Source organism: Microbacterium sp. CH1 (assembly GCF_001595495.1).
Classification (GTDB): domain Bacteria; phylum Actinomycetota; class Actinomycetes; order Actinomycetales; family Microbacteriaceae; genus Microbacterium.
In genome coordinates, this window is sequence record NZ_LOSO01000011.1 from 813544 (window position 1) to 837743 (window position 24200).

A 24200-nucleotide genomic window follows, 5' to 3' on the forward strand; every position below is an offset into this window, starting at 1 on the left:
GGGAGCGCCGGGTCAGCGCGTGGCGGAGAGCCGCTCCACGGCCTCGGCGACCGAGACCGCCTCGCGCTCGCCCGTGCGACGGTCCCAGAACTCCACCTGGCCGTCGGCGGCGCCCCGGCCGACGATCACGATCTTCGGGACGCCGACGAGCTCTGCATCACCGAACTTGACCCCGGGCGACACCTTCGGACGGTCGTCGTAGAGCACGTCGAGCCCTGCGGCTTCGAGCTGCGCGGAGAGGTCCTCCGCGACGTCGAAGGCGACCTGGTCGCGCCCGGCGGCGACGACCTGCACGTCGAACGGGGCGACCGAGGCCGGCCAGATGAGGCCCTTGTCGTCGTTGTTGAGCTCGGCGATGATCGCCAGGATCCGCGTGACGCCGATGCCGTACGACCCCATCGTGACCGTGACGAGCTTGCCGTTCTCGTTGAGGACCTTGAGGCCGAGCGCCTCCGCGTACTTCCGCCCGAGCTGGAAGACGTGACCGATCTCCATGCCGCGGGCGAGCTCGACCGGACCGGAGCCGTCGGGCGCCGGGTCGCCGGCGCGCACGTTCGCGATCTCCACGATGCCGTCCGCCTCGAAGTCGCGTCCGGCGACGACGGAGTGCGCGTGCTTCTGGTCGATGTTCGCGCCGGTGATCCAGCTCGTGCCCTCGCTCACGCGGGGGTCGACGAGGTAGCGGATGCCGGTCGCGGACTCCTCGCCCAGCACGGCGCCCGTGGGCGACCACGGACCGATGTAGCCCTTCACCAGGAGGGGGTTGTTCTCGAAGTCCTCGGCGGTAGCGGTCTCGACCTCGGCCGGCGCGAACGCGACCTCGGCGCGCTTCTCGTCCACCTCGCGGTCGCCGGGGATGCCGACGATCACGAGCTCACGGGTGCCGTCGAGGTGCTTCAGGGCGAGGACCACGTTCTTGAGCGTGTCGGCCGCGGTGTACTCGCCGTCGAGCTCGCGGTTGCAGTGCGCCACGAGCGTCTCGATGGTCGGCGTGTCCGGCGAGTCGAAGACCACGGGCGCGCCATCGGCATCGAACGGGACCGGAGCCGGGACGGGTGTGCTGAAGGCCTCGACGTTGGCCGCGTAGCCGCCGGCACTGCGGACGAACGTGTCCTCGCCCACGGGGGTCGGGTGCAGGAACTCCTCGCTCCGCGAACCGCCCATGGCCCCGGCGTCGGCCTGCACGATGGCGTACTCGAGGCCCAGCCGCTGGAAGATGCGCTCGTATGCGTCCCGCTGCGCCTGGTAGCTCGCGTCCAGCCCCTCGTCGGAGGCGTCGAACGAATAGGCGTCCTTCATCGTGAACTCACGGCCGCGGAGGAGACCCGCGCGCGGCCGGGCCTCGTCGCGGTACTTGTCCTGGATCTGGAAGATCGTGAGCGGCAGGTCCTTGTACGACGAGTACAGATCCTTCACGAGCAGCGTGAACGCCTCCTCGTGCGTCGGCGCCAGCAGGTAGTCCCCGCCCTTGCGGTCCTGGAGGCGGAACAGCAGATCTCCGTACTCGTCCCAGCGCCCGGTGGCCTCGTACGCCTCGCGCGGCATCAGTGCGGGGAAGTGCACCTCCTGCGCACCCGCGGCGGCCATCTCCTCGCGGATGACGGTCTCGATCTTCGCCTTGACGCGCAGGCCGAGGGGCAGCCACGCGAAGATGCCCGCCGCCTGCGGTCGGATGTACCCGGCGCGGATCAGCAGCTTGTGACTGGCGACCTCGGCACCGGCAGGATCTTCGCGGAGCGTACGGAGGAAGAAGTTCGAAAGACGAGTGACCACGGCTCAAGTGTAGTGAGCCGCGGTCACCCGCCTCGTCGCTCAGTTGAGGGCCGGGAGTCCCTGCGGCACGACACCGCCGCCGTAGAGGGTCTCCGCGAGCTCCTGCAGAGCCGTGAGCGCCACGCGCTGCGGCAGCGGACCGTAGGAGATGCGGGCCACGCCGAGCTTCTCGTACTCGGAGGCGGCGAGCGCGCCGGGGATGCCGATCACGCTGACCTTGCGCTCACCGATCCCCTCGACGAGCTGACGGGTGACGTTCGCGTCGAGGACGCCGGGGACGAAGACCGCGGTGGCGCCCGCATCGAGGAAGGCGCGACCGCGCTGGATGGCATCCGCGATGCTCTGCTCCACGGGGCGCGATCCGGCGCGCACGAACGCGTCGGTCCGGGCGTTGAGGGCGAACGGTACGCCCTCCGCCTCCGCGGCCTTCACGATGGCCTCGACGACGGCGACCGATTCGTCGAGCGGCTTGAGGCGGTCCTCGACGTTCGCGCCGACGACGCCGGCCGCGATCGCGAGGCGGGTGGTCTCCCCCGCGTCGCCGTACCCGTCGTCCAGGTCGGCGGTGACGGGAACGGACACGGCCGCCGCGATCCGTCCGACCATGTCGATCATGACGTCGCGCGGGGTGTCCCCGTCGTCGTAGCCGAACGACGCGGCGATGCCGTGACCGGCGGTGGCGATCGCCTTCGTCTCCGGCAGCGCGGCGACGGCGCGTGCGGAGACGACATCCCACACGTTCACCACGCGGAGGATCTCCGGGGCGTCATAGAGTCCGACGAGGGTCTGGGCCTTGGCAGCAGTGGTCATGTCCCCACGCTAGCGGCCGATGCGGGCACGCGGGCCGGCTGCGGCGGATCGTCCCGGTGCTCGACCTAGGCTGGCGGCATGCCCCAGCGCCGCTCGCATGTCGCCCCGTCCGCCGCCCAGACCGAGCTCGCCGCGGCGCTCTCCGCGCTGCGGGAGGCCCTGGACACGCCGACCGCGTTTCCCGCCGACGTGCTCGCCGAGGCGGAAGCGGCCTCGGCGACGACCCCGGAGCTCGACCTCACGGACATCCCGTTCGCGACCCTCGACCCGGCGGGCGCCCGTGACCTCGACCAGGCCTTCCACCTCGAACGCGACGGCGACGGCTATCGGGTGCGGTACGCCATCGCGGACGTGCCGGGTTTCGTCACCCCCGGTGGTGCCGTGGACGCGGAGGCCCGCCGACGGGGACAGACCCTATACGCCGCGGACGGCACGATCCCGCTGCATCCGCCGGTGCTGAGCGAGGACCGCGTCTCCCTGCTCCCCGATGTCGACCGTCCCGCACTCGTGTGGACGTTCGCGCTGGATGCCGCGGGCACCGTGACCGACTTCCGGCTGGAGCGCGCCCTCATCCGGTCGCGCGCGCAGCTCGACTACGCCTCCACCCAGGAGGCGCTGGACCGGGGCGACGGCGGCCACGCGGCCCTGCTGCCGGAGATCGGTGCCCTCCGTCTCGAACAGGAGCGTGGGCGCGGTGGAGCCAGCCTCAACGTCCCGGACGAGGAGGTCGTGCGCACCGAGGACGGCTCCTATGCGATCGAGCGCCGCAGCCCCCTGCCCGTGGAGGAGTGGAACGCGCAGCTGTCGCTCATGACCGGGATGGCGGCCGCGACGCTCATGATCGACGCAGGCGTGGGCATCCTCCGCACGATGCCGGAGCCGGACGAGGCGGCGTTCGCGGCCTTCCGTCACCAGACGGAGGCCTTGGGACGCGCGTGGACCGACGGGACCTACGGTGAGTACCTCCGTGGTCTCGACCGCACCGACCCGATGGCGCTCCCCGTGCTGGAGGCCGCAGCCTCGCTGTTCCGCGGTGCGGGGTACGTGGTGTTCGACGGCGAGCCGCCCGCGGACGCCGTGCAGGCCGCGATCGGAGCCCCCTACGCGCACGCGACGGCGCCTCTGCGCCGGCTCGTCGACAGGTGGGCCCTCGCGATCTGTCTCGCGGTGTCGACCGGGCAGCCGGTGCCGGAGTGGGTGCGCTCCTCCCTCGGCGACCTCCCCGCGCTCATGCAGGACTCGGGCCGACGGGCGTCGCAGCTGGACGCGGACACCGTGAACCGGGTCGAGGCCGCCCTGCTCACACCTCTGGTGGGACAGACGGTCGAGGCGACGGTCATCGAGCTCCGGGGCGAGCGGGCCGCCGTTCAGATCGCGGAGCCTGCGGTGACGACGACCGCGCCGGTGGGCTTCGCCAGGCCCGGGGACGTGGTGCGCTTGCGCGTCTCGCGCGTGGACATCGCGACGGGCGAGATCGAGCTCGCCGTCTGACTCCGCCGGAACAGGCGAGGACGCCGGATCAGGCGCTTACCGGCACCAGAGCCTGCGCTCCCGCGTTCGCCTGCGTCCCCGCCGGCTACCCTGTCGAGATGGATCAGGTCGAGCGGGTCGGGCGCTTCATCGCCGCGCGGTATCCGCGCGCACGCATCGCGATCGTCGCCGGGAGCACGGCCCGCGGCCAGCGCACGCGCTCGAGCGACATCGACCTCCTGCTCATCGACGATGATCTCTTCGCCGACGACGCCCGGGCGAGCGAGGCCGCCACCTTCGAGTTCGAGGGCGAGATCTTCGAGGTCTTCGCCTACACGGCGGAAGGGTTCGAGACATGGGCGAACCGCGGCCTTGCGCAGTACCGACCCGTCATCGTGCACATGCTCATGGAGGGCGTGCCGGTGCGCTCCGGGCCCGGGCTCGACGACCTGCGGGCCCGGTGGGGCGCCGTGCTCGCCGCGGGCCCCACAGTGGAAGACCGCGAGACACGATTCCGGCGGTACGTGATCACCGATCTGCTCGACGACCTCCAGGACGCCACGGACCCGCTCGAGCAGCAGGTCGTGGCCGGCCTGCTGTTCGAGCGCATGGCCGAGCTGATGCTGCTGGCCAACGGGCAGTGGATCGGCTCCGGGAAGTGGCTCCCCCGACGTCTGCGCGCGTGGAGTCCCGAGCGCGCGGAGCAGCTCAGCGCTCCGCTGCTCGCCGGAGACATCCCGGGGTTCGCGGCGCGGGTCGGCGAGGAACTGGAACTCGCGGGTGGTCGGGTGCAGGCGGGGTTCGTGCGCTGACCTCATCGCGAGAACAGGCAGGCACGCGACAGCAGGCGACACCGGCCGCTGGCGCCTGTCCTCGCGCGAATGCCCGAGGCGGGCGAGGGCATAATCGCGCGTCTCTCGCCTGGCGTGGCGCGAGAACAGGCAAGCACGCGACAGCAGGCGACACCAGCCGCTGACGCCTGTCCTCGCGCGAATGCCTGAGGCGGGCGAGGGCTCAGGAGGCGGGAGTCGCGGTCGTCGTCATCACGAGGAGCTGCGGGTCGGACAGATCCAGAGTCACCGCGATGGCGGCGAATTCCGCGAGGGAACGGACGTGGGTGCCGCCGCAGAGGATCACGGCCTCGCCCTCGGGGAGGTCGCAGTGCCAGCGTCGCCGGTCGACGATGGTCGGTCCGTCCACCTCGATGCGGCTCGCGGCAGCGGAGGCGACCCATGCGGCGAGCTGTGCGTTGATGCGCTGCTCGCGGTCCGCCAGCGTGGCCGCGAACGTCTCGGTGTCGAATCCCGCGCGGCGCAGGCTCTTGCCGAGGCGGTACTCATCGACGGCGCCGTCCTCGCGGATGCGGCTGGACTGGTTCGCCCGTCCCTCGAAGTCCGGGTTTCCCAGCGCATCCTCCCCCGGGTCCTTGCGCCAGAGGTCGGCGACCGCGAGATCCAGGGCGAGGGAGGCGAGGTGGCACGCGGTGTGACCGCGGCTGAGGCCGGCACGGTGAGCCTCGTCGACCGAGAGCGCCACGCGCGTCCCCTCCGCGAGCCAGGCGGGTGCGGCACCATCGAGCCGGTGGCCCACCAGCCAGGTCCACCCCTCGGTCCCGCGCTTGACGGGGATCGCGCTGCCCACCGCGAACGCGCCGTCATCCGAGACGGCCGCCATGAGCGCCTCGGTCACGGGGACGGCTCCGTCCTCGCCGGAGATGTCGCCGGTATCGCCGGGCTGATCGGGCCAGGTGTGATCGACGGGGTGGAACGGCGTGGCGTCCACGACGACCACCGTCCCGTCGGCATCGTCGGCCACACGGGTCACGACGGCGTCTCCGCGGAGGCTGCCGTCCGGGAAGGTGACGATCGTGGGCGTGGTCATGGGGCTCCTCGGAGAGACGGCGGAACGGTGGTGCCGATCAGGCACGGGGTGTCAGTGGGACGGCGGGATCGTGAAGCTGGCGAGCCGGTCGCCGTCGATGACGAAGATCCCCTCGGACTCGCCGTTGAAGACGCGACTGCTCCACGCGAACCGGATGCGCGTCGTGTCGCCGTCCGTGGCGGCCGAGAGCACGGTCATCCGCGCCCCGGCGCCGATCGCATCACTGTCCGCCCAGCCGCGCACGCCGTCGGCACCGGCTTTCACGGTGTCCCAGTCGCTCACGAAGCCGTCCGCGGTGAACGCGGCGACGAAGGCGTCGGTGTCCCCGGCGTTGATCGCGTCGATCATGGCCTGGACCGGCGCGGGCAGGAGGATGTCGGACACGGCACTCCTCGGATCAGGCGGTGACGACCTGGGCGGTGCCGAGCGGAGCGTCCGGTCCCATCTCGGCGGCGATGCGGTTCGCCTCCTCGATGAGGGTGGCGACGATGTCGGCCTCCGGGACCGTCTTGATGACCTCGCCCTTGACGAAGATCTGTCCCTTGCCGTTGCCGGAGGCGACACCGAGGTCGGCCTCGCGTGCCTCACCCGGGCCGTTCACGACGCAGCCCATGACGGCGACGCGCAGCGGCACCGTCATCTCCTTGAGCCCCTCGGTGACGTCTTCCGCGAGCGTGTAGACGTCGACCTGAGCCCGACCGCACGAGGGGCACGAGACGATCTCGAGCTTGCGCTCCCGGAGGTTGAGGGACTGGAGGATCTGGTGACCGACCTTGACCTCCTCGGCCGGCGGCGCGGACAGCGAGACGCGGATGGTGTCGCCGATACCCTCCCCCAGCAGGATGCCGAAGGCGGTCGCGCTCTTGATCGTGCCCTGGAAGGCCGGTCCCGCCTCGGTCACGCCGAGGTGCAGCGGCCAGTCGCCCCGCTCGGCGAGCTGACGGTAGGCCTTGACCATGACGACCGGGTCGTTGTGCTTGACCGAGATCTTGAAGTCGTGGAAGTCGTGCTCCTCGAACAGCGACGCCTCCCAGACCGCGCTCTCGACGAGGGCCTCCGGCGTGGCCTTGCCGTACTTCTCGAGCAGGCGACGGTCGAGCGAGCCTGCGTTCACGCCGATGCGGAGCGAGACGCCCGCGTCCTTGGCGGCCTTCGCGATCTCGCCGACCTGATCGTCGAACTTGCGGATGTTGCCCGGGTTCACGCGCACGGCCGCACAGCCGGCGTCGATCGCCTGGAAGACGTACTTCGGCTGGAAGTGGATGTCGGCGATGACCGGGATCTGGCTCTTCTTCGCGATGATGTGCAGCACGTCGGCGTCGTCCTGCGAGGGCACGGCGACGCGGACGATCTCGCAGCCGGAGGCGGTGAGCTCCGCGATCTGCTGCAGCGTCCCGTTGATGTCGGTGGTCTTCGTCGTCGTCATGGACTGCACGCTGACGGGCGCATCGCCGCCGACGAGCACCTTGCCCACCTTGATCTGACGGGACTTGCGACGCGGGGCGAGGACTTCGGGGACCTTCGGCATCCCAAGATTCACTGCTGGCACGATCCCAGCCTACGCCGCCCGGATGCGGAAGGGCTGGATGCGGCGGGTGTGGTAGTTTCGCCCCATGATCGCGCACATCACCTGGTGGCCCGCCTCCTAGGCGGTGTGTTCGCGTTCCCTCGAATCCAGACCGCCTCCGGGGCGGTCTTTTCGTTGCGCCGAGCCGGAGCCCTCGCACAGGAGACATCGATGACCCTCTCTCGCCTCGACGAGCTCAGCGCCGACCCCACCGCGTCCTTCGTGCTGATCGCCCGGGACGGCGCGGACACCGTCGAGCTGCTCACCGGAGAAGTGACCGACGTCGACCTGCTCGCCGACATCCCCCTGACGGTCGAGGGAGAGCCGCGGGAGGTGTTCGCGCTCGTCCCGTATCGACAGGTCCGCGAGCGCGGCTTCGTGGCCCAGGACGACGGCGCCCCGTTGCGCTGCCTCGTCGTCGCGGAGCACCTCGACCTGCCGACCGCTGCTGTGCTCGACGCGCTTCCGACCACCCCGATCCCGCTCCGCGATGAGGGCTTCGACATCGCGGACGAGGAGTACGCGCGGATCGTCGAGACAGTGATCGCGGACGAGATCGGCCGCGGCGAGGGTGCGAACTTCGTCATCCGCCGCGATTTCACCGCGACCGTCGACGCCGATGAGCGCCAGGCGGCGCTCACCTGGTTCCGGGCTCTGCTCGCCCACGAGCGCGGCGCCTACTGGACGTTCGCGGTCGTCACCCCCGGGCACATCGCGGTCGGGGCGAGCCCCGAGGCGCACGTCGTGGCCCGCGGCGGCGTCGTCACCATGAACCCCATCTCGGGCACCTTCCGGCATCCGGCCGGCGGCGCGACGAAGGAGACGCTCACCGACTTCCTGGCGTCGACCAAGGAGACCGAGGAGCTGTTCATGGTCGTGGACGAGGAGCTCAAGATGATGAGCGCCGTCTGCGCCGACGGCGGACGCATCACGGGCCCGCATCTCAAGGAGATGTCGCGGCTGACGCACACCGAGTACATGCTGCGCGGACGGAGCGGGCTGGACCCGCGGGACATCCTCCGCGAGACGATGTTCGCCCCGACCGTCACCGGCTCCCCCATGCAGAACGCCTGCGCCGTGATCCGGCGGCACGAGCGCAAGCCCCGGGGCTACTACTCGGGCGTCGCGGCGCTCTTCACGCCCAACGCCGACGGCGGGCACGACCTCGACGCGCCCATCCTCATCCGCACCGTGTACCTGCGCGACGGCGAGCTGAGCGTGCCCGTCGGCGCGACCCTCGTCCGCCACTCGGACCCGCACGGCGAGGTGTCCGAGACCCACGGCAAGGCCGCGGGCGTGCTCGGCGCCATCGGCGCGATCGATCGGGACCGCGTGGCCGAGGCCCGCAGCGACGCCGACGCCCCCGGTGAGCCGCGGCGTCTCGCCGACGACCCGGACGTCGCCGCGCTCCTCTCCTCGCGCAACGCCCGCCTCGCCGAGTTCTGGCTGAACCCGCAGGGCGAGGACTTCACCGGTCCGTTCTCCGGCCACTCCGCCCTCGTCGTCGACGCCGAGGACCGCTTCACGACGATGCTCGCGCATCAGCTGCGGCACCTCGGGCTCGACGTGACCATCGCGTCCTGGGACGAGGTGGACGACGAGGCGGTCGAGACGGCCGATCTCGTCGTCGCGGGCCCCGGCCCCGGCGACCCCCGAGACGACACGAGCCCGCGCATCGCCCGGATGCGCGAGGTCGTGGCGGCCCGCCTGCAGGCGCATTCGCCGCTGCTCGCGGTCTGCCTGAGCCACCAGATCCTGGCGGACCGGATGGGGATCGCGCTGACGCCCCTCGACGCTCCGCACCAGGGGCTGCAGAAGGCCGTGCCCGTATTCGGCGAGGACGCCTCGATCGGGTTCTACAACACCTTCACGGCACGGGTCGACCCCGGAGTAACCACGGTGGGCGCGGCCGAGGTCTCCGCGGATCCGGTGACCGGAGACGTCTACGCGCTCCGCGGCGAAGGCTTCGCATCGGTGCAGGGCCACCTCGAATCGATCCTGTCCCGCGACGGCATCCGCACGCTGGAGCGCCTGGCGGCGCACGCCCTGCGCTGAGCGCGTTCCGGCCGCTCAGCCCAGGAGCTTGACCGGGTTGAACAGGTCGGCCACGAGCAGGAGCGCGCCCATCGCGATCAGCAGCGTCGCGACGACGACGGTCAGCGGCACGAGCTTGGTGGCGTCGACCGGGGCCGGAGGCGGCCGCCGGAACAGCTTGGCCCACGCCCGCTTGATCCCCTCCCACAGCGCGACGACGATGTGCCCGCCGTCGAGCGGCAGCAGCGGGATGAGGTTGAAGACGAAGAGCGCGACGTTGAGCGAGCCGAGAAGGCCGAGCAGCACGGCGAAGCGGTTGAGCACCGGAGCGTCCGTCGCGGCCACCTCGCCCGCGAGACGCCCGACGCCGACGACGCTCAGCGGCCCGTTCGGATCGCGTTCCCCTCCCGTCACGAGCGAGACCCCGACGTCCCACAGGCGCACCGGGAGCGTGACGATCAGCGAGCCGACCCGGGCGACGGTGTCCGCCGCCAGCTGGGGTCCGGCGGTCAGCGGCTGCTGCACGTAGCCCATCTGCGCGATCATCCCCGCGTAGCCGACCTCCTTCACGACGGGATCGCCGTCGTCGTCGAGCACCGGCTGCCCGCTCGCGTCCGTGATGGTGCGCTCCGCCGCGATGGGCGTGAGGGTCAGCGTCCGCTCGGTGCCGTCCCGGCGCACGACGAGGGCGAGGGGCTCGCCCGGCGAGGCCTGGACGATGGCGGTGGCCTCCGCGAAGGTCGACACCGGCTTCCCGTCGATCGACACGAGGACGTCGCCCGGCTGCACATCGGCCGCAGCGGCCGGGGACTCCGGATCGTCGGCCCCGCACTCGGTCGCCGTCGACGACGCAGGGACCACGCACTCGTTCACCGCCGCGACCGTCGTGGTGCCCTGCTGCACGCCGATCCCGCTGACGAGAACGGTGAAGATCACCACGGCCAGCACGAGATTCATGAGCGGTCCGCCGAGCATCACGATCACGCGCTTCCACACCGGCAGCTTGTAGAAGACCCGGTCCTCGGCGCCCTCCGCGATCGTCTCGTCGTTGGCCGAACGCGCGTCCTGGATGAGCGTGCGGAACGCCCCGGAGGCGGGCCCGCTGTCCTTCGACGACGGATACATCCCCGACATGGAGATGAAGCCGCCCAGGGGCAGGAGCTTGAAGCCGTACTCCGTCTCGCCGATCCGCTTCGACCACACGCGCGGCCCGAAGCCGATCATGTACTGGCCGACACGCACGCCGAAGAGCTTCGCGGGGACGAGGTGGCCGACCTCGTGCAGACCGATCGAGAGGCCGAGGCCGATCAGCATGAACACGATGCCGCCCAGATAGAGCAGGAATACCACGAGCCCACGCTACTGCCCGCCGCCTAGGAATCCGCCCGGCTCGCGCAGCGTCGCTAGGCTGGCACGATGACGTCCCGGCAGCTGCGCTTCCTCCGCGCCGCCGCCGTGTCCGCGATCGCCACGCTCCTCGCTGCCGTCTCCCACACGCTCGCCGGCGGGGCCGCCCCGCACCCGCTGCTCATCGCCGCCGTCGCGACGCTCTTCGTGCCGCTCTCCGCCGCCGTGGTCGGCCGTCGGTCCTCGCGCGCCCGAGTCGCGGTGGCCGTGATCCTGGCGCAGGGCGCGTTCCACCTGCTCTTCCAGCTCCTGGGGGCGCCCACCGCCGAGGAGGCGCCGGGACTCGGCGTTCACTCCCACCACCTCGACCTGAGCGCACTCGGCCCGCTGTCACCGACCGCAGGGCCAGGAGCGCTGATGCTGTCGGCGCACCTCGTCGCCGCCCTGCTGACGACGGTGCTGCTGTGGCATGGCGAGAGCGTGCTGCGCACGATCGCCCGCTGGTTCCAGGCCGCCCTCCGACGCACGGCGACGCCCGCCTCCACGCCTCCGGCACCGCCGCGTCCGCTGCGCTCCGCCCTCCTCCCTCCGCTCGACGTCGCGACGACAGCCGTGGTCTCGCGACGCGGTCCTCCGGTGCTCGTCGGCGGCTGAGCCGCCCTCGATCCGACCGTCGCCGTTCGACGGCCCATCCTTCCGGGCTGCGCTGTTCCGGCGCGCCCGCACACGAGCATCTGGAGACCCCATGTCGAACACCACCATCCGTCCCCGTCGTCCACGCCGCACCCTCCTCGGAGCCACCGGCGTCGTCGGCGGACTCGCCCTCGCCCTCGCCGTCCCCGCGATGGCCGGGGCACACGTCAGCGTCAGCCCCGACGAGCTCGCCGCGGGCGACCACGGCGTGCTGACCTTCTCGTTCTCGCACGGCTGCGGCACCTCGCCCACCACCGCCCTGCGCATCACCATGCCGGACGGCCTCGCCTCGGTCGCCCCCACGCTCGACGGCGACTGGACCATCCAGGTCGAGCGCGGCGACGACGGTCTCGTGAGCGCCGTCACCTACACCGCCCTCACGCCGGTGCCCACCGACCTGCGCGGCGCCGTGAGCATGTCGGTGGGCCTGGATGAGGACACGCCCGAGACGCTCGCCTTCCCGGTGGTCCAGCAGTGCGTGGACGGCGCGACCGAGTGGACGCAGCTCGCCGAGAAGGGTGAGGACCCGCACGACCTCGACTCCCCCGCGCCTGTCGTGACGGTCACGGACGGCACCGCGGACGGTCACGGCACGAGCGCCGCGCCGCAGCCCGCGACGGCGGACGACGGCGACGACGCGCTGGGCATCGCGCTGGGTGCCGGCGGTCTGCTCGCCGGCGTCGCGGCGCTGGTGGTCGCGGTGCTCGCGTTCCGCCGCCGCGCCTGACCCCCGGTCCGCCGCGCCCGGCTCCGGCGCGCGGCGGACCGACCCGCCCGGGCTGACACCGCGGCCGTGAGAACATGGAGACGACATGTCGATGGAACAACAGCCGACCCTGCCCCCCGTGCTCCGCCCGGCGAACCCGCCCCGGCGCGAGCTGTCCGAACTCGCCTCCCTGTTCGCCCGCTCCGTGCGGGGCGATGTGGAGGGCGTCACTCTCAGTGGCATCACCCTCGCCACGGCGGACCTGCGCCCGGGCGAGGCCTTCGTCGCCATCCGCGGCGTGAACCGCCATGGCGCGGACTTCGCGAAGACCGCCGCCGAGAAGGGAGCGGTCGCGGTGATCACGGACCAGGCGGGTGCCGACATCGCCGCCGACGCCGGCCTCCCGATCCTCATCGTCGACGACCCCCGCGGCGTGCTCGGCGCGCTGAGCGCCTGGGTGTACGGCACGGGCGCGGAGGATCCGCTCCCCCTCCTGTTCGCCACCACCGGGACGAACGGCAAGACGAGCGTCTCCCACCTCCTCGAGGGCATCCTCGAGCAGATGGGCGTCGTCACCGGGCTCTCCTCCACGGCTGAGCGGCACATCGCGGGCGAGGTCATCGTCTCGCGGCTCACCACCCCCGAGGCCTCCGAGATGCACGCCCTCCTCGCGCTGATGCGGGAGCGCGAGGTCGAGGCCGTCGCGGTCGAGGTCAGCGCCCAGGCCCTGTCCCGGCACCGCGTCGACGGCATCCGGTTCGACGTCGCGGGGTTCACCAACCTCAGCCACGACCACCTCGACGACTACGCCGACATGGAGGAGTACTTCGAGGCGAAGCTGCCGCTCTTCCGCCCCGACCGCGCCGTGCGCGGGGTCGTCTGCCTCGACTCGTCCTCCGGCGCCCTCGTCGTCGAACGCTCCGAGATCACCGTCGTCACCGTCGGGACCCCCTCCATCGCCGCCGACGCCGATCAGGCATCGCGAGCGGACTGGGTGGTCGTCATCGACGACGAGCGGGCGACCGGCACCACGTTCACGATGACGGGACCGGCCGGCACGCTCACCACGACCGTCCCCGTGATCGGCCCGCACATGGCCGCGAACGCGGCGCTCGCGATCGTCATGCTGCTCGAGGGCGGCTATGCCTGGGAGCGGATCGTCGGGGCCCTGCAGCGCGACGGCGGCATCCGGGCCTACCTGCCCGGTCGCACGCAGCTCGTCTCGGGCGCGCGGGGACCGGCCGTCTTCGTCGACTTCGGCCACTCGCCCGACGCCTTCGAGAAGACCCTGGCGGCCGTGCGGCGGGTGACCCCCGGCAAGGTGCTCATGCTCTTCGGGGCCGACGGGGACCGCGACGCCAGCAAGCGCTTCGACATGGCCCGCACCGCGGTGGAGGGCAGCGACATCCTCGTCGTGACCGATCACCACCCGCGGTTCGAGGACCCGGCGTCGATCCGTGCGACGCTCGTCGAGGGCGCGCGTCGCGCCCGTCCCGACGCCGAGATCCACGAGTACTCCCCGCCGGAGGCCGCGATCGTGGCCGCCGTCGGACTCGTCGGCGAGGGCGACGCGATCCTCTGGGCGGGACCCGGCCACCAGGACTACCGCGACATCCGCGGAGTGCGGACGCCGTACTCCGCCCGCGAGCTCTCCCGGCGTGCGCTGAAGGCCGCCGGATGGCCCGTGCCGGAGCCGCGCTGGCCCGTGCCGTACCCGGACGAGGACTGACCCCGCGCCGCGTCAGGCGGCGGCGATGAGCTGGTCGGCCTTCCGCCGCGCCCAGTCCTCCGCCGCCGCGAGCGATTCCACGGTCAGCGCGTCCGGAGCGTCGTGCGCGTCGACGACCCGCTGCACGGTGTCGACGATGCCGAGGAACGGCAGGCGTCCCTCATGGAACGCGTCCACGGCCTGCTCGTTGGCGGCGTTGTAGACCGCGGGGAAGGTGCCTCCGGCACGCCCGACCGCCTTCGCGAGTGCCACCGCGGGGAAGGCGTCGTCATCGAGCGGCTCGAACGTCCACGACGTGGCGGTGGTCCAGTCCAGCGGGCGGCCCACACCGCCCACCCGGTGCGGCCAGTCGAGGCCGAGCGAGATCGGCAGCCGCATGTCCGGCGGAGAGGCCTGGGCGATCGTGGACCCATCGATGAACTCCACCATGGAGTGCACGATCGACTGCGGGTGCACGACGACGTCGATGTCGTCGTAGGGCACGTCGAACAGCAGGTGCGCCTCGATGACCTCGAGGCCCTTGTTGACCAGCGTGGCGGAGTTCGTGGTGACGGTGCGTCCCATGTTCCACGTCGGGTGCGCGAGCGCATCCTGCGGCGTGACGGCGGTGAGCTCGTCGCGCGACTTCCCGCGGAAGGGCCCGCCCGAGGCCGTGACCACGAGCCGACGGATCTCGTCGTGCGTACCGGAGCGCAGAGCCTGCGCGAGGGCGGAGTGCTCGGAGTCCACGGGGACGATCTGACCGGGCGCCGCCGCGGCGAGCACGAGATCACCGCCGACGATCAGCGACTCCTTGTTCGCCAGGGCGAGCGTCCGTCCCTCCTCCAGCGCAGCCAGCGTCGAGCCCAGCCCGATCGAGCCGGTGATCCCGTTCAGCACCACATCGGCTTCGACGTCGCGGACCAGCTGCTCCGCCTCCGCCGCGCCGAGAGCGGTGTGCTCCACCTGGAACTGCGCCGCCTGCTCGGCCACCATCGCCGCGTTCGAACCTGCGGCGAGACCGACGACCTCGAAGCGTCGAGGATTGGCACGGATCACATCCAGCGCCTGGGTGCCGATGGAACCGGTGGAGCCGAGGATGATGACGCGACGCATGACGCCAGCCTAGGACACGCCGCCCGCGGTCCTACTGCTGCGGCTGGACCGGGGTCGTTGCGAGGATGTCGACGACGAACACGAGGCTCTCGTCCTGCAGCTCGTGGCCCTCGCTCGCGCCGTAGCCGTCGGACGGCGGCATGACGACGAGAACCTGCGAACCGACCTTCTGCCCCTCGAGAGCCTTCTGGAAGCCGGTGACGACGCCCGTGGTCTGGAACTGCGCCGGGGCGGCGTCGCGGCTCCAGCTGGAGTCGAACTCCTCGCCGTCTGACCACTTCACGCCGAGGTACTGCACGACCACGAGGTCGCCGGACGCGACCGTCGCCCCGTCGCCCTGCTTGAGGACGGAGACCTTCGTCTCGGTCGGCGCGTCGCCGTCCGGGATCGTGACGGACGGCGTGCCGTCGTCGTCGAGCTCGACCTCGGGCATGCCGGCGGTCGGCTCGACGGGCTCACCCGTCGCGACCTCGGGGAGTCGGTCGACGGCCTCCGCGTAGACGACGATGTTGCTCTGCCCCTCACCGAGCGCGCTGCCGGGGATGGCGAGGACGACACGGGATCCGACCGGCTCGCACTCCAGCGCGGCGACGAACAGCGACGACTGGTTCGGGTCGAGGAGCACGGGGAGCGTGCCGTCCTCGCCGCGCGCCGACGAGTCCACCACGTCGCCACTGGCGGCATCGACGATCTGGTACTGGACGGAGACGAGGTCGTTCGCCGCGAGGTCGTCTCCCTCGCCCTCGGACACGACGGTCCGCTCGACGTTCGCGAACTCCGCATCGGCGGGAACCGTGATCGTGGCGTCGAGGCCCTCGCCGTCCACCTCGATGGCGTCCGAGGTGTCGCCGGCCTTCGCGTTCACGAGGCACTGGCTCGACCCGGAGGCGTCCGGGGAGGAGGTGCTCTGCGGATCGCCGTTGCCGGAGCAGCCCGCCAGCAGCAGGGTCGCCGCAGCGACGGTGGACAGGACGAGCAGCGGACGGGTGCGCACAGGAAGACCTCACGATCGCGGGCGGGAGCTTCCATCCTGCCTCATCGCCCTTTGCTCGCGCTGGGAAGCGGCGGCGCGAGTCTTCATTCCCACGTCGGCATGGATCCGGGAGTAGCCTGCTCTGATGAGCTCTGAGCAGTCCGTGGACCCCGAAACCCCCTCAGAGGACTCCCCGAAGCCCCGGCACGCCGGCTTCACCTACGCTCTGGGCCGCAGCCTCATCGCCCCGCTCGCCCGGCTCGTCTACCGGCCGCACATCGAAGGACGCGAGCACGTCCCCACCACCGGCCCGGTGATCTTCGCCAGCAACCACCTGTCGTTCATCGACTCCATCGCCATTCCGGTGGCGGCCCCGCGTCCCGTGCACTTCCTCGCCAAGTCGAGCTACTTCGAGGGCACCGGCCTGAAGGGCTGGGCGTCCAAGACGTTCTTCGAGGCGATCGGTGCGATCCCGGTCCGCCGCGGCGCCGGCCAGGCGGCTCTCGACGCCCTCGACCTGCAGCGTCAGCTCCTCGACGAGGGCCTCGCCGTCGCGCTGTACCCCGAGGGCACCCGCTCCACCGACGGCCGGCTGTACAAGGGCCGCACGGGCGTGGCGTTCCTCGCCCTGCAGACCGGCGCCCCCGTCGTCCCCGTGGGGCTCATCGGCACCGACAAGGTGATGCCGGTCGGCGCCAAGATGCCCACGCTGTCCGAGCGGATCACCGTGCGCTTCGGGGAGCCCCTGGATCTGTCTCCGCACGGACCGGCGACGAGCGGCCGCGCACGCCGACTCGCGACCGACGAGATCATGGCCGCGATCCACGCCCTCTCCGGTCAGGAGCTCGCGGGCACCTACAACGAGGCGCCGGCGCAGAACACGATCGAGAAGATCAAGCAGGCGCTCCCGCACGAGCGCCGCTGAGCGGCCCGTTCAGCCGGCGGCCGTCACGGTCGCCTCGTGCCGGACGGGGAAGTTGACCGAGTTGGCGATGAAGCACCACTCGTTCGCCTGGGCGTGCGCCCGCTCGGCCGCCTCGATCATCGACGCCTCGGCGACGACGACCTCCGGGCGCAGCAGCACCTCGACGAAGGACCCACCGCCGGCGCCGTTCTCGCGCATCACGCCGCTCGCGGTGTCGCGATAGGACACGACCACCACGCCGGCCGTCACGCACGCGTGCAGATAGGACAGCAGGTGGCACTCCGAGAGGGAGGCCAGCAGGAGGTCCTCCGGGTTCCAGCGCGACGGATCGCCGCGGAAGGGCTTGTCGGACGACGCGAGCAGCTCGGGCTTCCCCTCGACCTCGATCGTGACGTCACGGCGGTAGTCGCGGTAACCGCTCGTGCCGGACCCGGTGTTGCCAGTCCAGGTGGAGGTGAGGGCGTAGCGGTGCTCGCCGAGGGCCCGGGGAGTCGTCTGCTCTGGCATGACCCCAGTCTGTCAGGCGGCGCCGACACCCGGGCTCTGTCCTCGACGGAGCCGCGCCGCACCCGCCGGTAGAGTTGTCGGGTGCTGGAGACTCTCACCGTTCAGGATTCCGTCGAACTCGCCGTCGTCGAGCGGAGCGGCTTCATCGAGTCGCGTCATGCCGGTGCGGCCGTCGTGCTGTCGCCCGAGGGCGAGGTGGTCGCGCGGCATGGGAACGCGGAGGCACTGATCCTCCCCCGCTCCAGCCTCAAGCCCCTGCAGGCGGTCGCCTGCCTCACGGCGGGCGCCGTGCTCGAGGGAGAGCAGTTGGCGCTGTCCACCGCCAGTCATTCCGGAACCGACCGGCACGCCGAGGTCGTTCGCGAGATGCTCACCGCCGGCGGCCTCAACGAGGACGACCTCGCCTGTCCCCCGGCATGGCCGAGCGACTCCGCGACCCGCGACGAGATGGTGCGCGAGCACGGCCAGGAGGCGCGGGTCCGGATGAACTGCTCGGGCAAGCACGCCGCCATGCTCCGCGCCTGCATCGCGACCGGCTGGCCCGTCGAGGGCTACCTCGAGCCGACCCACCCGCTCCAGGCCCACATCCGCGACGTCATCGAACGCCTCACCGGCGAGAAGATGGCGCACACCGCGATCGACGGCTGTGGCGCGCCCGTGTACGCCCTCAGCCTCACGGGCCTGGCCCGCGCGATCCACCGCGTCGGCACCGCCTCCGAGCGCTCCCCGTTCGCGCTGCATCGGGTGGCCGGCGCCCTCGTCAAGGCCGTCCGCGAGAACCCCTGGACCATCGATGGTCCGGGGCGCCCTGACACGATCGCGATCGAGCGGCTCGGCGTCTTCGCGAAGGGCGGCGCAGAGGGCGTCATGGTGATGGTGGCTCCGAACGGGACCACGGTCGCCCTCAAGATGCTGGACGGCGGCGCCCGGGCATCGACGATCGTGGCCGCCACGCTGCTGGCGCGCGCCGGCGGCCTCAGCGAGGCCGACGTGGCCGCGCTGGCCGAGGCCCTGCCGCTCGCGGTGCTCGGTGGCGGCTCCCGCGTCGGCGTCGTCCGGCCCGGCGCGGGTATCTGACCGCACATCGGCGGCACGGGACCCGTGTGCCGCCGTCGGGTGGTCATCGACGCCCCAGAGCATCGATGACCACACGCCGGGGTGCGCGGTCGCCGATCACGGACCACGCGCGTCCGGCGTCGGGTCGGGCGTACGGCGGGCGAGCGCGGATGCCGACGAGCTGACGCAGCTCGCTGGGCCGCTCCGCCCGGATGAGCACCTCCCCGTGCGACCGCACCCGCTGCCACAGCGCCCAGTGACGTTGCCAGCTCTCGGCATCGGCGACGAGCACGAGCGGCTTGCCGTTCCGGCTCGTCTCGGGATCCGCGGCCTGCACGTCCCACTCCGGGTGCGCCGAGGCCAGCGTCTCGACGACCGAGGGCGCGCCCGGGGTGACCAGCGCCGTCAACTCCCCCGCCGGTGCCCAGGCCGGCGCCACCTCGCGGAGGGGCTGCACCGGCCGTACGGGCATGCTCTCGGAGTCGATACACGCGAACTGCATCTCCCGCTCCTCGAGCACCGCCCGCCCCGGCGGCCGGTCTCGTCGGAAGGCCGCCAGCTCGCCACCGGCGGCGAGGTGCTCGACCCGGGTGGGCATCCGGAGCACCGCTCGTCGCGGAAGCGCATCGAACACGCGCGCCAGGGGGCCGACGGCCCGGCTCGCGGCCAGCACCCAGGTGACGGCCGCCTTCGACCGCACGAGGTGCTCCCAGCGCTGGACGAAGTCCTGACCGTCTTCGAGAGGCAGCGCCGCATGGAGAGCGTCGAGATCGTCGGCGAGCACGACATCGGAGGGAGCGCCGTCCTCCTCCGTCCATGCGAGGAGCTGATCGACGGCGCTCTCGGGGTCATCAGGGAACCACGTGCATTCCGGATGCTGCGCGGCGATCACGCGCAGCACTGTCGTCCTGCCGGTCCCCGGAGCGCCGAGCACAGCGAGGCCGCGCTCGTGCCCCGGACGCAGGACCTCCAGCGGCTGCGCCTGGTGGTCGGGGTCGTCGGCGCGTCCGAGCACGATCAGCGGCCCCTCCTCGGTTCTCCGGTCGCCCGCCCTCGACCCGGTCCGCAGCGTCTCGAGCGGCAGGTGCGTGGGGAGGGATGGGTGCCATGGCCGTGCGGATGGAGTCGTGCCGGACCATCGCTCCCCGATGCGACGGATGTGCTCGTCATCCGCGAGCGCTGTGCGCACGGGGTGGGGCTCCTCGTCCTGGGGGCGTCGGAGCAGCGCCCGACCGCGCCCGTCCGCGCCCCCGGGCAGATCCGCCGCTTCCCCGGTCCCGATCACCGCTCGACTGTCGGCGGCCTCCGCGACGCGGAGGCTGATCCGCAGCGGGCAGTTCGTCGCGAGAGCGTCACGGATGACACCGGCGGCGCGCTGGGTGCCCAGGATCAGGTGCATGCCCAGCGCACGCCCCCGCGCCGCGACATCGGTGAACACCGCCGCGAGCTCCGCGTGCTCCTGCAGCAAGGCGGCGAACTCATCGACGACGATGACCAGACGGGGCAGGTCGGTCTCGCGCACGTCCCGGGCACCGATCGCGGCGAGGGCTGCCTCGCGACGCCGCATCTCGGCGGCCAGGCTGGCGACCCCGCGTCGCGCCTCCGTCTCATCGAGGTCGGTGATGACGCCGACCACCTGTGGCAGACCGCGCAATCGGTCGAAGGCCGTTCCTCCCTTGAAGTCCGCGAGGAGGAAGCTCACCCGGTCAGGGCCATGCCCCGCGCAGATCGCGACGACCCAGCTGACGAGGAGCTCGCTCTTGCCCGTGCCCGTCATCCCCGTCACGATGGCGTGTGGACCGTCCTCGACGATGTCGGCTCCCACGGGCGCGCCATCCCTCCCGGTGCCCAGCGCGACGCGGAGGCCCGGGCCCGCCGGCGGCTGCGGAAGGTCTCGCAGGGCTGTCGCGGTGTCGGCGGGCCCCGCCCCGTCCCGCGCGCCGCACAGCTCGGCCGCGGCCGCTGCCTGGGCCGACGACAGGAACTCCACGGCGAGGTCGACCTCGCCGTCGGGGGTCCGCAGCGTGGCCGCGCCCGGTTCCTCGATGTCGATCACCGTCGTGATGCCCTCCGGGACCTCGGCGCCGGACGGAACGGTCCAGATCACGGCATCCGCACCTGGCCCCGACCCGCCGGCCGAAGCCGTGGCGAGAGCGAGACGGAATCCGCCGCGTCGCGCCCGCTGCGCATGCGGAAGCGCTCGGAGCGCCCGGTCGCACCCCTCGTTGCCGACGAGGGACAGCACGCTCGGCGAGAAGCGCAGGCAGAGCTGGATCACGAGAGCGCGAGCTGCCGCCTGCACGAGCGGCTCGCGGCCGCGGAGACACACCCCACGGCCGAGGGCGACGACCCACGGCGCATCCTCCAACACCGCGCAGCGGCGGCGGAAGGCGTGAGCACGGGCGTCGTCACCGCCTTCGCAGCGCACCCCGCTCGCCCGGGATCCGCGTCCCACCACGAGCGTGGTGTCGTCGCCCGGCGGTCGGGCATCCCGCAACGGTCGGTCGCGGATGCAGGATGCCGCATCCGGATGACGGCGCTCCACCTGCGCTCGCTCCTGCGCGTGGCGACGATGCAGCTCGGCCTCGATGTCGGCCCAGGCGGTGCTCACCCTGAACGCGTCGGCCTTCCGTTCCCGGCGGCGCCCCCGGGCCGTGTCGAGGAGAGAAGCGCCCAGCATCAGGGGACCGAGAGCCGCGAACCACAGCGCGTGCACGGCCCCCGTCGTCATCCAGAGCGCGAGGCCGGCCGCCACGGGGACGACGGCGGCGACGAGGGGAAGAGGGCGGCGGCGGAGCGGTGTCGCTGCGGACGGCAGGAGCAGGGGCGAAGGGTCCATGCCCCCAGTGCATCCCACCCCCGGTGCCGATGCGGCCTCTCCACAGGCTGCGGGGCGCTACTCCGCGGAGTCGTCGGATGGGGAGGAGGAGTCCTCGGGGTCGCTGACCTGCAGGACGATCACGGTGACGTTGTCGCGACCGCCGTTGTCGAGAGCCGCGGCGAGCATCGCGTCGACGCTCTCCCCCGGATCGGCGTGCGCGCGGAGGAAGTGCTGGATGCCGTAGTCCGTGAGCTCCTTCGTGAGTCCGTCGGAGCAGATCACGAAGCGGTCTCCCGGACGCACGTCGATGGTCACGTAGTCCGGCGCGGTGAGCTCACTGGCGCCGACGGCGCGGGTGATCACGTTGCTGTACGGGTGTCCCTCGGCCTCTTCCGGGCTGAGCTTGCCCGCCGTGATGAGCTCCTGCACGACGGAATGATCCGTCGTGACCTGCAGCAGCCGGTCGTCGCGGAGGAGGTACACGCGGGAATCGCCGATGTTCAGCGCCACCCAGTGCGGTTCCCCCTCGCGCTCATCGAGATACACACCCGTGAGCGTGGTGCCGGTGCCTTCATCGGTGGTGTCCGGATGCCCGGCGATGTCGTCCACCGCGAGAGCGAGCGCCTTCTCGATCGCGGTCGGAGAGACCTCGTCCGCGTCCACCACCGCGCGCAGCCGGGTGACGGTGCTCTGGCTGGCGATCTCCCCGCCGGCGTGGCCGCCCATGCCGTCCGCGACGATGAACAACGGGTACTCGGCGAGCAGCGCGTCCTGATTCGTCTCCCGGCGTCGCCCCTGGTCGGTGACCCCGGCCCAGGACAGCAGCAACGGACGATGCGCAACCGTGACGGTGTGCGTCTTGGTCTCAGCCACGAACTGCCTCCGATGGACCTGCGGCGAAGGGGACGGGCGCAGGATACTCACACATCGTAGTGGAACTCGCTCTCCTGCTCCGCACCGGGGTTTCTGTGAACGGGGCGCGCGACGAAAGGAGGAGAGTGCACGGCCCTCCGGTGCGACGAGTCCATGCCTCCACGTTAGCGGCATGTCGGGGCGTGCCGGCACCACGGACGCGAAGAACCCCCGGTCCGGAGACCGGGGGTTCTTCCACCGTCGTCACGCAGGAGGCTGCGTGGGATCGTTCGGCGTGGTCGGCGGAGCCGGAGGCGCCGCAGGCGGAGCCGCCGGAGGCGCGGGGGGCGTCGTGGGCGGAGCCGCGGGCGGAGCCGGCGGAGTGGTGGGCGGCACCGGAGGGATCGGCGCTCCCGTCGACGGAGCGGTCGGTGCGGCCGGCGGTACGTAGCCCGGGGCGGTGGGCGGGGTGTACGGCTGCGTCGGAGGCGCGTACCCCTGCGGAGGGGTGCCGTAGCCCTGCGGGGCGCCGTACCCCTGGGGCGCGCCGTAGCCCTGCTGCGGCGCGGCCGCGGCGGGCTGGACGGGGATGCCGTCCCAGACCGTGCGGTCGCCGAGGAATCCGTTGCCCGCCCACGGCGCCGGCTGGATGTTCGGGTTCCAGCGCGACTTGTCGAAAGCGTTGATGCCGAGCCAGACGACGGCGAGGAAGACGTAGAGGACGACCCAGACGGCGTCCTTCTGGAGCTTGAGACCCACGCGCCACGCGGCGATGACCGAGAGCACACCGAGGGCGAGCGAGAACAGGAAGCCGATGCCGATCCAGCTCAGCAGCGCGGCACCCGCGATCCCGTAGAGGACGAGCCACGGGCTCAGGTCGCCGAGCTTGAAGAAGATCATGGAGTTGTAGACCGGCACCCAGGCGCGCCAGTTCCCCTGGACTCCGGCCTTCTGGAAGATCTTCATGTAGAAGAGCGACACCAGGACGTATCCGGCGACCGCGATCAGCAGAATGACGAAGAAGTAGGCGAAGAGCAGGCCGAGATAGCCCGCTCCATAGTCGTCGTAACCCATGAGGCTCACATTCTCTGGTCAGGGGAGACGGCTTTCGTCCCCCACCACGAGACTCCCCGCCTCGCATTGGACATGGTAGCGGTGCACCCAGGGGGCGGCAACGACCGCCGGAGGCGATTCGTCGGGCTCGGAGCGGCCGTCAATCGGCGACGACCAGCTCGACCTCGCCGGGCACCTCTCCGTCCCGGAGCACGACGTCATGCGCCTGGGCCCACCGCTGCAGGGCACGGAGAGAGCCGAGCCGCGGACGCTCCTCCGCCAGCGACCGCACGAGCACTCCCTTGCTCTTCTTGTTGAAGTGGTTCAGGGCTCTCCCCTGCTCCGTGACGACCCGCACGTACGCCGACGACACCGCGCCCGGGACCGGACCGAGCGCCGCGTAGGCCTCGCTGCGCAGATCGAGGACGAACGAGGGGGCGTCGGCCGCGATCGCCGCCGTCGTCGGATCGGCCCAGTGACGGCGGAGCGGCGCCACTCCGGGCAGCGCCGTGCCGGCGGCGAGCCGATACATCGGAATCCCGTCCAGGGCGGCGACGGGGCCGAACGGGGCGCTGTGGATCCACACATGGGCATCCAGCCAGCGGCGGGAGGCTGTGGACAGCGACGCCGCGTCGAGCGCGTCGAACAGCACCCCGGTGTAGCGGTCCACCGCGGGCATCGTGGGTGCGCTCCGCAGAGCCCTGTTGTGTGCGACGTCTCCTCGCTGGCGCTCGCTGAGCTTGAGCACGCGGCGCGCCGAATCCTCGTCGTCCGCGAGAGCGATGAGCGCGTCGATCACGGCGTTCCGTTGCGGCGCGAGATCGGGAAGCGCGAGCGCCGACACGTCCAGCGGGCTGCCGTCACCGCCCTCGCGCTTGGTCTCGGACGGCGGGAGCAGGATCTTCATG

General features: G+C 71.9%; 21 protein-coding genes. 8 read left to right on the forward strand and 13 right to left on the reverse strand.

Annotation, left to right across the window (positions count from 1 at the left end):
* Positions 1-12 precede the first annotated feature (12 nt).
* On the reverse strand, positions 13-1773 hold the full coding sequence (locus AUV07_RS07345; RefSeq protein ID WP_062634956.1) for a proline--tRNA ligase: 1761 nt from the start codon (positions 1771-1773) through the stop codon (positions 13-15).
* Between the two features lie 39 nt (positions 1774-1812).
* The gene (locus AUV07_RS07350; protein ID WP_062634958.1) at positions 1813-2583 is read right to left on the reverse strand and encodes an isocitrate lyase/PEP mutase family protein; all 771 of its coding nucleotides are present in this window, start codon (positions 2581-2583) and stop codon (positions 1813-1815) included.
* Positions 2584-2661: 78 nt separating this feature from the next.
* Here AUV07_RS07350 and AUV07_RS07355 point away from each other — a divergent pair, with 78 nt between their 5' ends.
* Positions 2662-4074 carry an RNB domain-containing ribonuclease gene (locus AUV07_RS07355; RefSeq protein ID WP_062634960.1) on the forward strand — a complete coding sequence of 471 codons (1413 nt, stop codon included), beginning with the start codon at positions 2662-2664 and terminating at the stop codon, positions 4072-4074.
* A gap of 98 nt (positions 4075-4172) precedes the next feature.
* Positions 4173-4865: a hypothetical protein gene (locus AUV07_RS07360; RefSeq protein WP_062634962.1), complete on the forward strand. Its 693-nt coding sequence runs from the start codon at positions 4173-4175 to the stop codon at positions 4863-4865.
* Between the two features lie 202 nt (positions 4866-5067).
* Here the strand turns inward: AUV07_RS07360 and AUV07_RS07365 are convergent, their stop codons facing one another.
* Genes AUV07_RS07365 through ispG form a run of 3 tightly spaced genes read right to left on the reverse strand, consistent with a single transcriptional unit; the run spans position 5068 to position 7462 of the window.
* Positions 5068-5934 carry a hypothetical protein gene (locus AUV07_RS07365; RefSeq protein WP_062634963.1) on the reverse strand — a complete coding sequence of 289 codons (867 nt, stop codon included), beginning with the start codon at positions 5932-5934 and terminating at the stop codon, positions 5068-5070.
* 51 nt (positions 5935-5985) lie between these two features.
* The gene (locus AUV07_RS07370) at positions 5986-6318 is read right to left on the reverse strand and encodes a nuclear transport factor 2 family protein (protein ID WP_062634965.1); all 333 of its coding nucleotides are present in this window, start codon (positions 6316-6318) and stop codon (positions 5986-5988) included.
* A 13-nt stretch (positions 6319-6331) separates the two neighbouring features.
* Positions 6332-7462 (reverse strand): flavodoxin-dependent (E)-4-hydroxy-3-methylbut-2-enyl-diphosphate synthase, encoded by a 1131-nt coding sequence (gene ispG / locus AUV07_RS07375; protein ID WP_025103167.1) that lies wholly within the window; start codon positions 7460-7462, stop codon positions 6332-6334.
* A 210-nt stretch (positions 7463-7672) separates the two neighbouring features.
* On the opposite strand from ispG, the gene AUV07_RS07380 reads away from it, so the two are divergent.
* Complete coding sequence (locus AUV07_RS07380) at positions 7673-9556, forward strand: chorismate-binding protein (protein WP_062634967.1); 1884 nt, start codon at positions 7673-7675, stop codon at positions 9554-9556.
* Positions 9557-9571: 15 nt separating this feature from the next.
* Here AUV07_RS07380 and AUV07_RS07385 read toward each other — a convergent pair whose 3' ends face one another.
* Positions 9572-10885 (reverse strand): M50 family metallopeptidase, encoded by a 1314-nt coding sequence (locus tag AUV07_RS07385; protein ID WP_157523943.1) that lies wholly within the window; start codon positions 10883-10885, stop codon positions 9572-9574.
* Between the two features lie 66 nt (positions 10886-10951).
* Between AUV07_RS07385 and AUV07_RS07390 the strand changes: the two genes are divergently transcribed.
* The 3 genes from AUV07_RS07390 to AUV07_RS07400 all read left to right on the forward strand — a co-directional run bounded on the left by AUV07_RS07390 (position 10952) and on the right by AUV07_RS07400 (position 14010).
* Positions 10952-11536 (forward strand): hypothetical protein, encoded by a 585-nt coding sequence (locus AUV07_RS07390; RefSeq protein WP_062634969.1) that lies wholly within the window; start codon positions 10952-10954, stop codon positions 11534-11536.
* 91 nt (positions 11537-11627) lie between these two features.
* Entirely contained in the window at positions 11628-12302 is a 675-nt protein-coding gene (locus AUV07_RS07395) for a YcnI family copper-binding membrane protein (RefSeq protein ID WP_025103163.1), read from the forward strand.
* A 91-nt stretch (positions 12303-12393) separates the two neighbouring features.
* Complete coding sequence (locus AUV07_RS07400) at positions 12394-14010, forward strand: Mur ligase family protein (protein ID WP_062635243.1); 1617 nt, start codon at positions 12394-12396, stop codon at positions 14008-14010.
* Between the two features lie 12 nt (positions 14011-14022).
* Here AUV07_RS07400 and dxr read toward each other — a convergent pair whose 3' ends face one another.
* Both dxr and AUV07_RS07410 read right to left on the reverse strand, forming a co-directional pair.
* Entirely contained in the window at positions 14023-15105 is a 1083-nt protein-coding gene (dxr, locus tag AUV07_RS07405) for a 1-deoxy-D-xylulose-5-phosphate reductoisomerase (RefSeq protein ID WP_062634971.1), read from the reverse strand.
* Positions 15106-15136: 31 nt separating this feature from the next.
* Positions 15137-16099, reverse strand: a complete 963-nt coding sequence (locus tag AUV07_RS07410) for an FKBP-type peptidyl-prolyl cis-trans isomerase (protein ID WP_062634973.1) — start codon at positions 16097-16099, stop codon at positions 15137-15139.
* A 124-nt stretch (positions 16100-16223) separates the two neighbouring features.
* On the opposite strand from AUV07_RS07410, the gene AUV07_RS07415 reads away from it, so the two are divergent.
* Positions 16224-17003, forward strand: a complete 780-nt coding sequence (locus AUV07_RS07415) for a lysophospholipid acyltransferase family protein (protein WP_062634975.1) — start codon at positions 16224-16226, stop codon at positions 17001-17003.
* 9 nt (positions 17004-17012) lie between these two features.
* Here AUV07_RS07415 and AUV07_RS07420 read toward each other — a convergent pair whose 3' ends face one another.
* Positions 17013-17510, reverse strand: coding sequence for an OsmC family protein (locus AUV07_RS07420; RefSeq protein WP_062634977.1), 498 nt, complete (start codon positions 17508-17510; stop codon positions 17013-17015).
* 81 nt (positions 17511-17591) lie between these two features.
* Here AUV07_RS07420 and AUV07_RS07425 point away from each other — a divergent pair, with 81 nt between their 5' ends.
* Positions 17592-18587, forward strand: coding sequence for an asparaginase (locus AUV07_RS07425; protein WP_062634979.1), 996 nt, complete (start codon positions 17592-17594; stop codon positions 18585-18587).
* Positions 18588-18630: 43 nt separating this feature from the next.
* Here AUV07_RS07425 and AUV07_RS07430 read toward each other — a convergent pair whose 3' ends face one another.
* The 4 genes from AUV07_RS07430 to AUV07_RS07445 all read right to left on the reverse strand — a co-directional run bounded on the left by AUV07_RS07430 (position 18631) and on the right by AUV07_RS07445 (position 24199).
* Positions 18631-21405 (reverse strand): FtsK/SpoIIIE domain-containing protein, encoded by a 2775-nt coding sequence (locus tag AUV07_RS07430; RefSeq protein ID WP_062634981.1) that lies wholly within the window; start codon positions 21403-21405, stop codon positions 18631-18633.
* Positions 21406-21462: 57 nt separating this feature from the next.
* Complete coding sequence (locus AUV07_RS07435) at positions 21463-22260, reverse strand: PP2C family protein-serine/threonine phosphatase (protein WP_062634983.1); 798 nt, start codon at positions 22258-22260, stop codon at positions 21463-21465.
* 243 nt (positions 22261-22503) lie between these two features.
* Positions 22504-23313, reverse strand: a complete 810-nt coding sequence (locus AUV07_RS07440; RefSeq protein ID WP_062634985.1) for a hypothetical protein — start codon at positions 23311-23313, stop codon at positions 22504-22506.
* A gap of 139 nt (positions 23314-23452) precedes the next feature.
* On the reverse strand, positions 23453-24199 hold the full coding sequence (locus tag AUV07_RS07445) for a YaaA family protein (protein WP_062634987.1): 747 nt from the start codon (positions 24197-24199) through the stop codon (positions 23453-23455).
* Position 24200: the final 1 nt, after the last annotated feature.

Excerpts from the sequence above, each read along its gene's own strand:
- AUV07_RS07350 (WP_062634958.1), bottom strand. The coding sequence starts at position 2,583 with ATGACCACTGCTGCCAAGGCCCAGACCCTCGTCGGACTCTATGACGCC.
- AUV07_RS07360 (WP_062634962.1), top strand. The coding sequence starts at position 4,173 with ATGGATCAGGTCGAGCGGGTCGGGCGCTTCATCGCCGCGCGGTATCCG.
- AUV07_RS07420 (WP_062634977.1), bottom strand. The coding sequence starts at position 17,510 with ATGCCAGAGCAGACGACTCCCCGGGCCCTCGGCGAGCACCGCTACGCC.
- AUV07_RS07400 (WP_062635243.1), top strand. The coding sequence starts at position 12,394 with ATGGAACAACAGCCGACCCTGCCCCCCGTGCTCCGCCCGGCGAACCCG.
- AUV07_RS07355 (WP_062634960.1), top strand. The coding sequence starts at position 2,662 with ATGCCCCAGCGCCGCTCGCATGTCGCCCCGTCCGCCGCCCAGACCGAG.
- AUV07_RS07395 (WP_025103163.1), top strand. The coding sequence starts at position 11,628 with ATGTCGAACACCACCATCCGTCCCCGTCGTCCACGCCGCACCCTCCTC.
- AUV07_RS07365 (WP_062634963.1), bottom strand. The coding sequence starts at position 5,934 with ATGACCACGCCCACGATCGTCACCTTCCCGGACGGCAGCCTCCGCGGA.
- AUV07_RS07440 (WP_062634985.1), bottom strand. The coding sequence starts at position 23,313 with ATGGGTTACGACGACTATGGAGCGGGCTATCTCGGCCTGCTCTTCGCC.
- AUV07_RS07380 (WP_062634967.1), top strand. The coding sequence starts at position 7,673 with ATGACCCTCTCTCGCCTCGACGAGCTCAGCGCCGACCCCACCGCGTCC.
- AUV07_RS07430 (WP_062634981.1), bottom strand. The coding sequence starts at position 21,405 with ATGGACCCTTCGCCCCTGCTCCTGCCGTCCGCAGCGACACCGCTCCGC.
- ispG (WP_025103167.1), bottom strand. The coding sequence starts at position 7,462 with ATGCCGAAGGTCCCCGAAGTCCTCGCCCCGCGTCGCAAGTCCCGTCAG.
- AUV07_RS07415 (WP_062634975.1), top strand. The coding sequence starts at position 16,224 with ATGAGCTCTGAGCAGTCCGTGGACCCCGAAACCCCCTCAGAGGACTCC.
- AUV07_RS07445 (WP_062634987.1), bottom strand. The coding sequence starts at position 24,199 with ATGAAGATCCTGCTCCCGCCGTCCGAGACCAAGCGCGAGGGCGGTGAC.
- dxr (WP_062634971.1), bottom strand. The coding sequence starts at position 15,105 with ATGCGTCGCGTCATCATCCTCGGCTCCACCGGTTCCATCGGCACCCAG.
- AUV07_RS07390 (WP_062634969.1), top strand. The coding sequence starts at position 10,952 with ATGACGTCCCGGCAGCTGCGCTTCCTCCGCGCCGCCGCCGTGTCCGCG.